This window comes from Anaerobacillus sp. QJM3NY_17 (assembly GCF_056173665.1).
Window position 1 is genome coordinate 669694 of record NZ_CM149685.1, and the last position, 14003, is coordinate 683696.

The following is a 14003-nucleotide window of genomic DNA, read 5'->3' on the forward strand; positions in this document are numbered from 1 at the left end:
ATTTAGATGAGGTCACTATCTTCGATTGTACCCTGACTTGCCTTCTGGTCATGATCATCCAGTAAGTCTTCATAACGTTCATGACGTTGATTTGGAATCACTCCAGATGGTTTGCCATCTAGATCGGCTGATAAAAATGATTCGATTTCCTCGACATACCCGACAGGCTCATTGGAATCAATATACATTTTGTCATAGTTCATTTCCTGAGCGTTAAAGTCTGAAGGTGTTTCGGATGTTCCATACTTCGCAGCTCGTTGCCATGAATCTTCAGCGTCAAAAAAGGTAGCATCGTTAGTGTCGTTTACATGTTCCTCCAAGGAATTGCCAAGTACACCTTCTTCTGCTGGTCTTCTGTCTGATGTCTTTTGTGATGGACTATGTTCTACACATGTGGAAGCTGTTGGAAGGGCAGCGAGTCTTTCTGTTGAAATATCATTTCCACAAACTTCACATATGCCATATTTTCCATTTCCAATTCGTTCAAGGGCCTTTGTCAGTTCTGCTAATTCTGTTTTTGCATGTTCATTTAGTGATAGATCTTTCTCGCGTTCATATAATTCTGTCGCCGTATCGCCAGGGTGATTATCGTAATTGGATAGTTCACCTGTAGAATGTTGAGCAAAAGACTGAGAAACACCAAATTCATCGTTTTCATCTAATTCATCACTAAGAGCCAGGATGCGTTCTTGAATCATTTTCTTATATGAACGAAGTTGGTTCGTTGTTAACATAGTCAATTCTCCTTTCTTTTTCTTATATCCGTAGTATGGATCAAAAAGAAGGGTGCTACTTCTGAAAATAATTCCATGAGAGTTGGATGAAATACCAGTAATATGGAAAAGGTAAAAATGTAGCTGAGACAATAAGAAGCTGGTGATGGGATGAACAGAAAAGTAAATCCAATTGAAGTTCTCTTGTGGAGTATTGCCTTTCCCGGGTTTGGACAAATCATTAATAAGAATTACATAAGAGGTGCTTTTTTTATTGGGCTTGAGTTTTTGATCAATGTGAATGCAAATCTTAATATGAATATTCTCTATAGTTTTCAAGGTAAGTCCGTCCAGGCAATTTCAGTTACAAATTATGAATGGGCTATGTTTTATCCTTGTGTTTACATGTTTGCGATTTATGAAAGCTATCTAGGTGCTATTGAAAAAGCAGGGAAACTACCAGGTGATTACCTGTCTTTACCCTTTGTATGTGGAGCGTATTTTTCTACGGTGGCTGTGATTGTATCGAATTTAAGAACAGAGCCTTTTGTTATTCCACCGACCTTTGTTGCTATTATAGGTATTGTTATTGGGGTAGTAATTGGGGGCGGATTACGACAATTGTTAAGACGGAAGGGTATGCAATAACAAAAGCCATGAAGCAAAGTGCTTCATGGCTTTTTGAACGGGACGGTTTTGGTTTTCGGTGTCTAGCTACAGTGGGCAGACACTCGGTCACTTCACCTTTTCATCCGAACACAAAGACCGTGTTCAAATGAAAAGGCTCCAGTGCCTGCCGTGTCTAACCGCCCACTTCCGCTTTTCGGTGTCTAGCTGCGCGGGCCAAATCCTCCGGCTGTTTCGCCCAATCGAATGAGACAAAGAGCGTCTCAATCTCATGGGCTCCAACATCCTGCGGATTTAGGCGGGCCCGCTCCGCTTTTCGGTGTCTAGCTGCAGTGGGCAGGGTCTCGATCGCTTCAGCCCATAAAATGAACACAAAGACCGTGTTCTTTTTATGGGCCTCCAGCGCTTGTCGACCCTAACCGCCCACTTCCGCTTTTCGTTTAAATCTCACTGATTCGGAATTCTGGTGATTGTAGTTCTTCGGCGTCTTTTTCTCGTTCTCTTCTTGCCCATTGGAAGAAGATGTAGCCTAGTGCGGTGCCGTATGAGAGTTCTTGGATGATTTTCATGATGATGCCGCCTAGCTGTTGGTCTTCCATGATGCCTAGTGGTTTGAATTGGTCAAATAGTTCAGGTGAAACGGTCGTGCCGGTTGGTACGCAATATCCCATTGCATTAGCCCAAATCGTTGGATCTGTATATGTAGCGTATAATGGAGTAGTTGCGAAAATAATGAGAGCACATGCTGGTGTGAGTAGGACACCATCTGCGAAGATGTATCCAAGTTTTTTAACACCTGATAACGTATCGTATTCTGGTATTGGACAAACAAGTGGCCACCACATAGCAAAGGCTGTCAGGATTAGAGCGGCTTTATAGAAATTCTGAGCCGTATAGTGCACCATTAAGTAATCAAAGATTTCTGGGATATGATAGAAAGAAAATAACCCGTTAAATAAAAGCAGTGAAATAATAGGGAATGTGAAAAATTTAAAGATTTTACGAATCACTTTGATATTTAGCAGTGGACGTAGCAACCATGCTGGGGTGCCTACTATCATGAGTGGTGGAGCGACTAAATATACGAGCGCCATCTCAGTCATATGGATGCTGAGTAATAAATGCCCCATAAGTGATAGTGGACCGCCAAGTCCGAGATAAAATAAGAAAACCCCGATTAAGAAAAAGATCTTTTTGTAAAGGGGAATCGGTGCTGAGTCTTTAAAGCTATTTTTCCAAGGTCCTGTTAGAAGTAAGTAGAATCCAGCAATAACGATTGCAGCTACCATAATTCCAGGACTCCATAAAGCACTAAACGAAAATGTGCTCGATAATTGTTCCCACATTAGGAACACCTCCATCTATGATCATAATGCCTGACAGTAAATGTTGACCGTTTTCATCATACCATATCATCTTCTTGCATCCTATCTAACGATAAGAAAGCCTTTACTTTTTCTTCTTACTCTATTGTAAAAAGGATTTCCCATTAACTCAAGGCGGGTTCTACATTTTGTGTGAAGGAATCGTGACAGGCTTCCTCATCTAAGTTGACAATAGTGAAAGGTCTTTCATACAATGGCAACAGAATGGTATATGAATGTATGTTCATGTAATGAGGGAGAGGGGATCGTTTTGGATAATCATGGGCAGGATGTGGCAAAAGAACAATTGGATCTAGATGAAGAAACACTTTTTATTGTTTCGCAAACTTTTAAAGCTTTGGGAGATCCAACGAGGATTCGGATATTAAACTTGTTGGCAGATCGGGAATGTGCTGTAAGTGAAATAGCGGATGCTCTGCATCTTTCTCAATCGACTGTTTCTCATCAGCTTCGCTTTTTGAAGAACTTACGCTTAGTAAAGTTTAGAAGAGCCGGCACGAGTATTTTTTATTCTCCTGATGATCAGCATGTGATGGCACTGCTTCACCAGGCGATCCACCATGCCTGTCACGATTAATCGCTCTGTATGGTAGAATTGTACGGAAACGTTCAAGAAAAATGGACGGTAATGAAGTGAAGTTTCGTTATACTATTATTTGAGTGATTGATAAAGTGAAAGGAGAATGGCTTCTTGTTATCTAAAATTAAACAGCATAAAACAGAATCCGCTGTTATTTTCCTGGCCTTTGTTCTGCCTTTTATAACGATGATGGTCATTGGAGTATTATCCATCTATTTATCATACAGCGGGTAGTACGGAATTAGAAAGGTGGACAAAATATGGATATAGGGTCGATTCTAGTTTATATGTCAACAGGGCTATTTTTTGTAGTGTTTGGTTTATTTGGGTTTTTCTTGTATATGTTAAAGAGAAAAGAAAAAACGGTAGAACATGGGGAGATGGACAACCATGAGAAATAAAAATATTCGCCTTCTTATTATTTTATTAGTTCTTTGTGCTGTCTGGGGTGTAGCCTTCTGGGTTTGGGCGTTTGCCACCGCATAAAAAGCCTTTTCGAGAGATCGAGAGGCTTTTTGTTTGATTTCAATTCTTTAGGAGGTACTATGGACTATATTCAACAAATAAGAGCGTTAGTTGGGAGTCGGCCATTAATTCTACCTGGTGTTGCGATTTTATTATTTGATCATACGAAGAGCAGGCTATTGTTACAGAAGAGAACAGATAATAAGCTATGGGGATTAACAGGTGGATTTATGGAGCCGGGAGAATCTTTTGAAGAGACGGCTGTACGTGAAACGTTTGAGGAATTAGGAGTAGGTATTAAGGAGTTAACGTTTGTTTCCCTCTTTTCTGGTGAAGAGTTATATTACCGATATCCAAATGGAGATGAGGTTTATAGTGTTATTGCTGTTTATAAGGGACAATGTGAGAGTGAAGCTTTTAAATTAGATGGAAATGAAGTATCAGAAGTGAAATATTTTCCAATAAACGAGTTACCTAAAGAAATGAACCCAAATCATAAGGTAGTCTTGGAAAAGTTAGGTTATTTATAACCGTAACCGTTTATTGACAGGATAGAAGGATTCCTATATGCTGAAATCAGGTTATATGTTTAAACACTTAAACGAACAGGAGGCTTTCTGCTATGAATCAGAAAAATGAACATCAGGAAGCGATCCAACTTTTTCGCAAAAGCACACCAATCTTCCAGGCGCTTGGTGATCCCTATAGACAGGATATCATTATGCTACTTAGTGAACACGATCCATTAAGTGTGAATGAGATTACGGAGCGATCGACTTTATCACGTCCTGCTATTTCTCATCATCTGAAAATTTTGCGTGAAGTTGGGCTTGTTTCTGTTGAGCAGAAAGGCACAACGAGATTCTATTCTCTACAATTAGAGGATGGTGTCACAACGTTAAAAATGCTGCTAGCAAAAGTAGAAGAGACTTGCTATTAGTCCTTCTACTCTATTTTAAATACTTATAGTTCAAAAGTTTAAACTTTTGGACCTTAAAAAAGAAAGAGGCTTTTTTGAGAGATACAGCTTTTTGTTCATGAAATTCTCAAAACCGATATTTACGTCGTATAGCATCTTTCCTTATTTTGAGATAAGGTAAAGAGAGCGCTTAATTTTATTTTTATTGGAGGTAACCGTTATGAAGAATCGACTGTTATTAGTAACAGTAATAACTCTTCTTGTCGTACTAGCTGCATGTGGAAAAGATGTTCCTGACGATCTCGATTGGAAAGTACAAGATTTTACATATACAGACCATACAAAAAGTGAGTTTGGATTAAATGATTTAGAAGGAAAAGTGTGGATAGCCGATTTTATTTTTACAAATTGTGAGACGGTGTGTCCCCCAATGACAGCGAATATGTCACAGCTTCAGGATAAGCTAAGTGAAGCGGATGTAGATGTAGAACTCGTTTCATTTTCAGTAGATCCTGAACGGGATACTCCTGAACAGCTTGTGACATTCTCTGAAAAATTTGATGCTGATCTATCTAACTGGCACTTCTTGACTGGATACAATGAAGACGAAATAAAAGGTTTTGCGGAAAGTAGTTTTAAAACGGCTGTAGATGCTGACCCAAGTTCAGATCAATTCATTCATGGTACTAATTTCTACCTTGTTAATAAAGAAGGGATTGCCGTTAAGAAGTATTCTGGCTATTCTAACGTTCCATTTGAAGAGATCGTGGACGACGTCAAAGCGCTTCAATAATGATCAACCAGTCCTCTTCCTTTAGAGGCTGGTTTTTTTTGAAGCGGCGATGGCAGAAACTCTGTAAAATTGACAAAAAAGCACATGATTTCTATAATAACCTTGGAAAGCGATAACAAAATGTTGGTTTATTCCATGATTCAAGTCCAGAGTTGAACGATCTTGAGAAATGGATATTTCACTGTATCTGAAAGATCCGGTGTTCTCTAATTGAGCCTACCGGGTTTTTCAATTTGTATTGATAGACCAGAGAGAAGGAGAGAAGATCATGGCAGAAAAGCGCCCAATTACGGTAGCAACAGGAGACGGCATTGGTCCAGAAATTATGGAAGCAACCTTGCACATCTTAGAACAAGCTGGGGCTGAAATTGAGCCTGAATTTATTGACGTTGGAGAGAAAGTATACCTTTCTGGAAATTCAACGGGAATCCCTCAGGAAGCATGGGATTCGTTGCGTCGAACTAAAGTACTTCTCAAAGCACCTATTACAACACCACAGGGTGGAGGATACAAGAGCTTAAATGTAACCATTCGTACCGCTATGGGTCTATATGCAAACGTTCGCCCTTGCGTTTCTTATAACCCTGTTGTAGAAAATAAGCATCCTGACATGGATCTTGTCATTGTTCGAGAAAATGAAGAAGACCTCTATTCAGGAATTGAGCATCAGCAAACACCGGACGTTGTACAAAGCTTGAAGCTTATTTCACGACCGGGATCTGAGCGTATCATTCGTCATGCATTTGAATATGCTCGTAAAAACAATCGCAAGAAAGTAACATGTCTCGTGAAAGATAACATCATGAAATTAAGTGATGGTCTTTTCCATCAGGTTTTCAAAGAGATTGCGGCTGAATATCCTGAAATTGAATCTAATAGTTATATTGTTGACATTGGTATGGCGCGCTTAGCTGATTCGCCTGAAGAATTTGATGTAATCGTTACATTGAATTTATACGGTGATATCGCTTCTGATATTGCCGCTCAAATTGCTGGAAGTGTAGGTTTGGCGGGATCAGCCAATATCGGTGATCAAATTGCGATGTTTGAAGCTATTCACGGAAGCGCTCCTGATATTGCAGGTAAAGGTATTGCGAACCCATCAGGTCTTCTGCACGGTGCGATTATGATGCTTGTTCATATTGGTCAGCCTGAAGCTGCAGAGAAAATTCACAATGCATGGTTGAAAACAATTGAGGATGGCGTGCTAACAGGCGATATTGCAAAAGGAAAAAATGCTGTTGGAACGAAAGAATTCTCTCATGCAGTAGTTGAACGTCTTGGTCAATCTCCTTCAGTACTCGAACCGGTTGTATATCGTAAAGAAGTATTGGAAGAGAAAGAAGAAACGAATCGTCCAAATTATGTTCCTGAACGCGAGCTTGACGGAACAGATGTATTCTTATTTAACAACACCCTAACAATTGATGAAATTGCAGAGAAGCTAACGCGTGCAGCGGCAGAAAGCAATCATGAATTTGTGATGATGACAAATCGTGGTGTGAAAGTATATCCCAATGGATTCTCTGAAACCTTCTTATCTGATCATTGGCGCTGCAGATTCCAGCCAGTTGAAGGTAAAAAAGAAACTCAAGGAGCTATCCGTGAGCTACTAACACAAATTGAATCAGAAGAGTTAGATTGGATTAAGATCGAGAACTTATATCGTTTTGACGGTAAGATTGCATACTCACTAGCACAAGGACAATAAAGGGAAAAGCGTGTCGTAATGACACGCTTTTTTATTTGGTTTGATTTCATTGATGAAGCCTGGAGGTGGATAAATTGATGTGACTTGTAGAAACTACAAGGAGAACATGAGAATGTGTGGTGACTGAAAGTGCTTCGATGGTTTAAAAAAAGTCGATCTCCCGATAAGTTGAAAAACTTGCCTGAGCTAATTAAAAGCTTAAAAGACTCCGATGATTTTTTGCATTTTGAAAATAAGCAGGATAACAGCTCTTTCTTCTTATATTATTTTAAAACGCTTATTCATGAGAATGAATTCAACGACCACATTTTACCCTATCTCGTGAGAGAACCATTGAAGTCACTTGATGAGGTGAAGAAAAGGGTGCCCGTGCCAGGCGTCATCATTTCAGAAGACCTTAAGGTGATTTGTGAAAAAGTGATGATGGGTTTTATTATCATTCGCTTGAGTGAGTCTGCAACGAAATGTGCCATGATACCTTGCCAGGTCAAAAAAGCCCGAGCGATCACACAACCTGAAGTCGAGTTTACAGTTGTCGGCTCAAAGGAAGCATTTGTAGAAGCACTAGATACCAATATCCATTTAATCCGAAAACGATTACCTGTGCATGAATTAAAAGCATATGAGTTAACGATCGGTAAGCTGACAAAAACGAAAGTAGTTATTCTCTACCTGGAGGGAATCGCGAACGAAGAAAATGTAAACACTGTTAAACAGCGTCTTAAAGACCTTAAAGTAGATCAGGTTGTCGATAGTTCAGTTCTTATGCAACTGATCTCCGATAATAGAAATTCTCCTTTTCCGCAACTGATTGATACCGAAAGACCTGACCGGGCAACATCTGTGTTATGCGAAGGGAAAGTAGTGATTCTTTCAGATGGATCACCTCAGGCTTTGATTGGGCCAACGACGCTTGTCGAATTCTTTTCAGCATTTGAAGACTATTTTGTGAATTGGATCGTCGCCTCAAGTGCTCGCTTGATCCGTATTTTTGCGATTTTATTTTCAATACTTGTGACACCCGTTTATGTAGCAACATTAACCTATCATTATGAACTGATACCGAAAGATCTACTCGGCACCCTCGTTAGCTCCAGGCAACGTATACCGCTACCTCCCATTCTTGAAGCCATATTTTTGGAGTTAGCCATTGAGTTGCTAAGAGAAGCTGGAGCACGATTGCCGACAAAAGTCGGTCAAACGATCGGTATTGTAGGCGGTATTGTTATTGGGACTGCTTCAGTTGAAGCAGGATTAACAAGCAACGTCCTATTAATTATCGTGGCACTTTCTGCCCTTGCCTCCTTTACAACTCCTGTCTATCGAATGAGCAACACTATTCGCTTAACAAGGTTTCCTTTCCTGTTTTTCGCTCATCTGTGGGGGCTCCTTGGTGTAACAATTTGCTTTAGTTTTTTAATAGCTCACCTTCTCAAATTAAAATCGTTAGGTAGACCATTCCTAGAGCCAATCTACCCATTACGTGTTCAGGATTTAAAGGATGCTCTTATTAGGCTTCCGTTGAAATTTCAAAATAAGCGACCTATTCAATTACAAACAGAGGATACAGTACGTTTTAATCCAGTAACGAAGAAAGAGAAAAATGATTTCCATGAGTAAACGTAGAAAGGAGATGCTTTTATATGGCTGGACCAGAAGTGAAAGATGAGTATAAAGTATCTCCATTTCTAGTGTTTTACCTTGTTCACTCCGTTCAAGTTGGGGTAGGAGTTATGGGGTTTCAAAGAATCAGCGCAAAGTATGCAGGAAATGATGCTTGGATTTCGGTACTAGTTGCTGGCCTTAGTCTAAATGTGATTATTTTTTTGATATATAAAATCATGCTAAAGGAAAAAGGGGATCTCATTTCGTTACATCAAAATCTTTTTGGGAAATGGTTAGGAGGATTATTAAGCTGGATTGCTATTGTTTATTTCATTGCGATGAGTGTGACTATTCTACGTACATATATCGAAGTAGTTCAAGTATGGATGTTTCCAGACTTAAACAAATGGATCTTCGGTTCTGTGTTTCTACTTTTAGTCTATTATTGTTTATCGGGTGGGTTTAGGGTAGTTGCCGGTATAGCTTTCTTTGGAGTCGTATTGCCATTTTATCTTATTCTAACGATGATTTTTCCGATGTTTTATGGACACTTCCGAGACCTTCTGCCGATATTCAACCACTCTATAATCGAAATGTATGAGGGAGTTAAGGGGGCTTCCTTATCTTATTTAGGTTTTACAACGCTTTTTATGTATCTCCCATTTGTGAAAGACCCCGAAAAATCTCATCGATGGGCGCAGGCAGGGAACTTATTTACGGTTTTTATTTATACAACAGTCATGATCACAACGATCGCCTTCTTTAGTACCGAACAGTTACAAAAGACCATTTGGGCGACGCTAACAACATGGAAAATTGCAGAAATGCCTTTTGTTCAGCGTTTTGAGTACATTGGTATTACCTCGTGGGCACTTGTGATTCTTCCAAACCTTTGTATTACGATATGGGCTGGAGGTAGAGCAATTAGGAGGTTATCAAATATCAGTCAACGAAATGTGACGATCCCTCTTCTTTTTGTCATTTTACTGGCTAGCAGTGCCTTTGCTAGGAGAGAGAGCATTGATTTACTAAATCAGTATACGAGTCAAATGGGGTTCTACTTTGTTTATCTCTATGTACCATTCTTATTCGTAGCTCAGTATATCAAAAGTAAGGTGGGGAGGTCAGAATGAGACTGATCCTGGTATTCGTAATATGCAGTGTCCTACTTACAGGGTGTGTGGAAAGTAGTATTCTGGATGATATTCAAATGGTGACGATTATCGGTTATGATCTTCCTGATGATGACAATGAAGAAAGTTTTATTAAAGGAATTGCAGTAGCTCCCCAATATCAAGCTAATGGTAGGGTTGATAATAGCATCTTTATCCAGACAGCTGAAATTAGTAAAGAAATTCGCAGTCAATATAATTCCGAGTCATCAAAATCATTTGTAAGTGGAAAACTGGAGGTTGCTCTCTTTAGCAGGGAAATGGCAGAATCAGAAGGTATTATTGAATTGGTTGATACACTCCAAAGAGATCCAGCGATCGGTTCAAGAGTGTTCTTGGGCATTTCTAACAGTGACATGGAAACATTATTAAGTACCAATTATGGGAACGTGGATACCGGTACATTTATACATGACACTTTAAGTCATAATACTAAGCACGGCATGCTGCCACAAACGAGTTTGCATAACTTTCTGTACCATTATTACTCAGAAGGAAATGACCCGATTCTTCCGTTGGTTGAACAAGATGGAGATAAGGTGAAGATTATCGGTATTGCTTTATTTAATGGAGATAAGATGGTTACTACCATTGACTCACAAAGTTTGTTTACATTCAAAATTCTGTATGAGAAGTTTTCTAGTAATGATTCATTTACTGTGAGACTTAATGAGGAGGAGCATGCCGCTATTTATAATATTGCTTCTAAAAGAAATCTTAATTTTAAGAAGGCTGGACGCAATAAAGTTGAAGTTCATGGTAAGATTTTAGGAGTAATCAAGGAGTATTCTGGAAAGAAGTTAACTCCTCTAAAGCTTAAAGAAATTGAGAAAACGATGGAGAAGGAAATTGAGAACAGAGGAAATGAGATGATTCAAGAATTCCAACGGCTAAAGATCGATCCTCTTGGACTTGGGAATGCGATTCGTAGTGTGACTCGAGGTGATTTCAGTCATGAGGATTGGATGGACCGTTATCCTGATATGGATATCGAATTTCATATGGATGTGAAAGTAACAGAGTCGGGAGTCATAGAATAGGCGAAAAGAACCCGATAGAGAAACGCTATCGGGCTCTTTCTTACTGTACTTCTATTTTATTTTCTATAGTTTGGGATAGGGAAACTAGTTCATCTATAACGATTGTCAGACGTTCTTTCGCTTTTGTTTCCACCATGTAACCTTTCTCATCAAAGCATGTGGGATCTGCGCAGAATTGATCAGGGAGGACGAGAGCATATAACCCTCTCATAACTGTTCTCATATTGTTCAATGCGTTAATACCGCCTTTTCCACCACCGCCAACAGAAGCAAGAACAGTTGGCTTATGTTTGAAATGAGAACCACCTAAAAAATCGAGTGCGTTTTTTAAAGCTCCGCTCATGCCATTGTGGTATTCAGGAGAGCAAATAACAAATGCATCAGCTTTTGTTGCATGGTTTATGAGGCGCTGCACCTCTGGATGATCAAGATCTTCTTTTCTACCTTTAAACAAAGGGAGGTCATGGAATCCTGCGTCGAATGTGAGCACTTCAATTCCCTTTTCATCTAATTGATCGGTAACTGTATTTGTTAAATTCCTCGTCATAGATTTGTCTCTTGGACTACCGTTCATCACCATTACTTTCATAGGAAAGCTCCTTTCTCATACCTCTATATTCTTTTATTACCTCAAATGTGAGTATTTCAATCTAAGTGTATTTTAAATTCTTGTATCGGGCATCGGAGGGAAGAAGGAATTCAGTCTCAGCCTTTAGTTGTAGATTTAATTTTCAAACCAGTTCTGCTTTGTCGCGAAGAGAGCAGCCTGTGTCCGATCGTGGAAATTTAATTTGGAAAGAATACTACTTACATGAGTTTTTACTGTTTTTTCAGTAATATATAAAGCGGCAGCAACCTCTTTGTTGCTCTTCCCAAGAGTGATTTCTCTTAATACCTCTTTCTCCCTTGGTGTAAGGGTTGTGATTCTGCGTTCATCATCGACTTGATCTTTCTTAGTCATATGAGACATCAGCTGATTTGTAGCGAGTGGATGAAGTTGGCGTTTACCGCTAAATGCTGCGCGTAATGTATAAACTAACTCATCAGGGTCAATATCTTTTAATTGATACCCTTCAGCACCAGCGCTAATGGCTGGAAGAACATGATCCTGATCTGAAAAACTTGTTAAGATAATAATTTTGATGTGTGGGGCGTTTTTTTTCAATTGCTTAGTTGCTTCAATTCCATCCATTTCAGGCATAACTAGATCCATTAAAATAACGTCAGGACTGAGCTCATAAGCAAGCTTCACGGCTTCAACTCCATTTTTTGCTTCCCCAACAATTTCAATATCCTCCTGTGTTTGTAAGAATAAGCGAAGTCCTTTTCGAACCATAAGATGGTCATCAGCAAGAAGTAATTTAATTTTCATCATATCCTCCTCTCATATCGGCAGTATAACTTGTACTGTTGTCCCAAAGTTTCTTGTACTTGTGATGGATAAATGGCCACCGAGTATTGCCGCACGTTCCTTCATTCCTCTAAGACCAAGTGTGCAATCCCCAACAGTCGTTTGATCAAAGCCAACACCGTGATCCACAATTGTTAAGCTAGCATCGGTTTCAGAAAATGCCAGCTGAAGTGATACTTCTTTTACAGCAGCATGCTTATGTATATTGTTGAGCGCTTCTTGACCAATCCGGAAAAGCGCCTCTTCTATTGGTGTAGGGAGGAGTTTAAGACCTGAAACATCACAAACGGCTTGAAGACCTAGTCCTAGTGCATAAGTTTTAAGGGACGTCATCACACCGGCTTCAATTCCCACAGGTCGAAGCTGCCAGATTAATGTTTTCATTTCTTGCATTGCTTGCTGAGATAGCTGTTGAATATCGACTAATGCCTCATTAAGAACTAGAGGGTTGTCTTGAATACTCTGTGCACCACGTGCTGTCATTGATAATGAGAACAGTTTTTGGCTAACGGAATCATGCAAGTCTCTTGCAAGTCTGTTTCGTTCTTCAGAGAGGATTAGCTCCTGTCTCTTTTCATTTACTCGTGATTGCTCAATCGCAAGAGCCGTGTGATCAGCAACAGCTTGTAAAATTTCTTCATCTATTTTTGAGAGCCTTACATCGTTGTGACTAAGAGCAAATAGAATACCTATTTGATCATTTCGAATCGTAACCGCTCGGGCATGAATTTCAGTGATTTCCGCATCAATTGGAAGATGAAACGTGTGAGGTGTAACTGGAATTTCTTTATCCACTGCTTCTATAAGTTCTTTTAGTGTATCATCAGAATAAGGCATGTTCAGTACGTTTAATTTGTTTTGATCGTACAAAGAGTGGAGAACATGCTGGTGACCGCTATTATGGAAATAACCGACGATAGGCCAGTTAAAAGATTGAGCGGTTTGCCGTACAATCCCGTTAATGATCTCCTCAGTATGTTCGCACTTCCATAATTCTCTTGTAAGTGATTCAAGTTTCGAATAGTTTTCTGCACGTTCTTGCTCATCTTGATATAATCGTACTCGTTTAATAGCTGTTCCAATTTGAAAAGCAACCGATTCAAGTAGAGTAAGTTCTTCCTCAGAAAACTTTTCTTTACCAGGAGAGCCAACATTTAAAATACCAAATGATTCCCCGGCGGCAGTTAATGGAACGGTCGCATGATGAGTTAATCCCTCTGTATCACCGGTTTTGTGATGAATGGCATCTTCAATTCGTTTACATTCAATGATGTTAACTGCTTCGTTCAGTCGTCCATCCCAAAATTTATTTAAGCACCAGCAAGTTCCTTTACACATTGGTTCCTTTTCTTTCAATGCAAGAGCTTCAGGAAGTCTTGCATCGGCTGTACAAGTAAACTGCTTCTTATAGTTTGATAAGAAAATCCATCCTGTTTTGAGTCCGGTGACGTTCAAAAGCTCTTCAAGAACAGATTGAAGCATTGTTTTCAGGTCGGTTGAACGATTTAATGTTTCGGCAATGGTTTTCATGGTGAGTAATTCACGCTCGTATCGTTGATCATCCACAGTAGTTCCCCCAATA

The 14003-nt window shown here is 39.5% G+C and carries 16 protein-coding genes; 11 read left to right on the forward strand and 5 right to left on the reverse strand.

Annotated features, from left to right (window positions below; genetic code table 11):
• Positions 1–2: 2 nt before the first annotated feature.
• Positions 3–734, reverse strand: a complete 732-nt coding sequence (locus AC0VYV_RS03670) for a TraR/DksA C4-type zinc finger protein (protein WP_475374447.1) — start codon at positions 732–734, stop codon at positions 3–5.
• Positions 735–884: 150 nt separating this feature from the next.
• On the opposite strand from AC0VYV_RS03670, the gene AC0VYV_RS03675 reads away from it, so the two are divergent.
• Positions 885–1361, forward strand: a complete 477-nt coding sequence (locus AC0VYV_RS03675) for a hypothetical protein (RefSeq protein ID WP_283152968.1) — start codon at positions 885–887, stop codon at positions 1359–1361.
• Between the two features lie 419 nt (positions 1362–1780).
• Here the strand turns inward: AC0VYV_RS03675 and ctaG are convergent, their stop codons facing one another.
• Positions 1781–2686: a cytochrome c oxidase assembly factor CtaG gene (gene ctaG / locus AC0VYV_RS03680; RefSeq protein ID WP_194220179.1), complete on the reverse strand. Its 906-nt coding sequence runs from the start codon at positions 2684–2686 to the stop codon at positions 1781–1783.
• Positions 2687–2975: 289 nt separating this feature from the next.
• On the opposite strand from ctaG, the gene AC0VYV_RS03685 reads away from it, so the two are divergent.
• From AC0VYV_RS03685 to AC0VYV_RS03730, 10 genes are all read left to right on the forward strand, one after another.
• On the forward strand, positions 2976–3302 hold the full coding sequence (locus AC0VYV_RS03685) for an ArsR/SmtB family transcription factor (protein WP_276511830.1): 327 nt from the start codon (positions 2976–2978) through the stop codon (positions 3300–3302).
• A gap of 114 nt (positions 3303–3416) precedes the next feature.
• A complete protein-coding gene (locus AC0VYV_RS03690) occupies positions 3417–3539 on the forward strand; it encodes a hypothetical protein (RefSeq protein WP_276511829.1) in 123 nt (40 codons plus the stop codon).
• A 26-nt stretch (positions 3540–3565) separates the two neighbouring features.
• Positions 3566–3706 (forward strand): hypothetical protein, encoded by a 141-nt coding sequence (locus AC0VYV_RS03695; RefSeq protein WP_194220178.1) that lies wholly within the window; start codon positions 3566–3568, stop codon positions 3704–3706.
• A gap of 144 nt (positions 3707–3850) precedes the next feature.
• Positions 3851–4300: an NUDIX hydrolase gene (locus AC0VYV_RS03700; RefSeq protein WP_475366567.1), complete on the forward strand. Its 450-nt coding sequence runs from the start codon at positions 3851–3853 to the stop codon at positions 4298–4300.
• 92 nt (positions 4301–4392) lie between these two features.
• On the forward strand, positions 4393–4710 hold the full coding sequence (locus tag AC0VYV_RS03705) for an ArsR/SmtB family transcription factor (protein WP_475366568.1): 318 nt from the start codon (positions 4393–4395) through the stop codon (positions 4708–4710).
• A 199-nt stretch (positions 4711–4909) separates the two neighbouring features.
• Positions 4910–5482: an SCO family protein gene (locus tag AC0VYV_RS03710; protein ID WP_475366569.1), complete on the forward strand. Its 573-nt coding sequence runs from the start codon at positions 4910–4912 to the stop codon at positions 5480–5482.
• A 268-nt stretch (positions 5483–5750) separates the two neighbouring features.
• Positions 5751–7193 carry an NADP-dependent isocitrate dehydrogenase gene (locus AC0VYV_RS03715; protein ID WP_194220174.1) on the forward strand — a complete coding sequence of 481 codons (1443 nt, stop codon included), beginning with the start codon at positions 5751–5753 and terminating at the stop codon, positions 7191–7193.
• A gap of 129 nt (positions 7194–7322) precedes the next feature.
• A complete protein-coding gene (locus AC0VYV_RS03720) occupies positions 7323–8813 on the forward strand; it encodes a spore germination protein (protein WP_475368403.1) in 1491 nt (496 codons plus the stop codon).
• Between the two features lie 23 nt (positions 8814–8836).
• Positions 8837–9931, forward strand: coding sequence for a GerAB/ArcD/ProY family transporter (locus tag AC0VYV_RS03725; RefSeq protein WP_475373309.1), 1095 nt, complete (start codon positions 8837–8839; stop codon positions 9929–9931).
• Complete coding sequence (locus tag AC0VYV_RS03730) at positions 9928–11010, forward strand: Ger(x)C family spore germination protein (protein ID WP_475373310.1); 1083 nt, start codon at positions 9928–9930, stop codon at positions 11008–11010. The genes AC0VYV_RS03725 and AC0VYV_RS03730 overlap by 4 nt, the downstream gene beginning before the upstream one ends.
• Before the next feature lie 40 nt (positions 11011–11050).
• Here AC0VYV_RS03730 and AC0VYV_RS03735 read toward each other — a convergent pair whose 3' ends face one another.
• The 3 genes from AC0VYV_RS03735 to AC0VYV_RS03745 all read right to left on the reverse strand — a co-directional run bounded on the left by AC0VYV_RS03735 (position 11051) and on the right by AC0VYV_RS03745 (position 13987).
• Positions 11051–11599 carry an NADPH-dependent FMN reductase gene (locus tag AC0VYV_RS03735; RefSeq protein ID WP_194220170.1) on the reverse strand — a complete coding sequence of 183 codons (549 nt, stop codon included), beginning with the start codon at positions 11597–11599 and terminating at the stop codon, positions 11051–11053.
• Between the two features lie 135 nt (positions 11600–11734).
• A complete protein-coding gene (locus tag AC0VYV_RS03740) occupies positions 11735–12382 on the reverse strand; it encodes a response regulator (protein WP_475373311.1) in 648 nt (215 codons plus the stop codon).
• A gap of 12 nt (positions 12383–12394) precedes the next feature.
• Positions 12395–13987 carry a GAF domain-containing sensor histidine kinase gene (locus tag AC0VYV_RS03745; RefSeq protein WP_475374448.1) on the reverse strand — a complete coding sequence of 531 codons (1593 nt, stop codon included), beginning with the start codon at positions 13985–13987 and terminating at the stop codon, positions 12395–12397.
• Between the last annotated feature and the right edge of the window lie 16 nt (positions 13988–14003).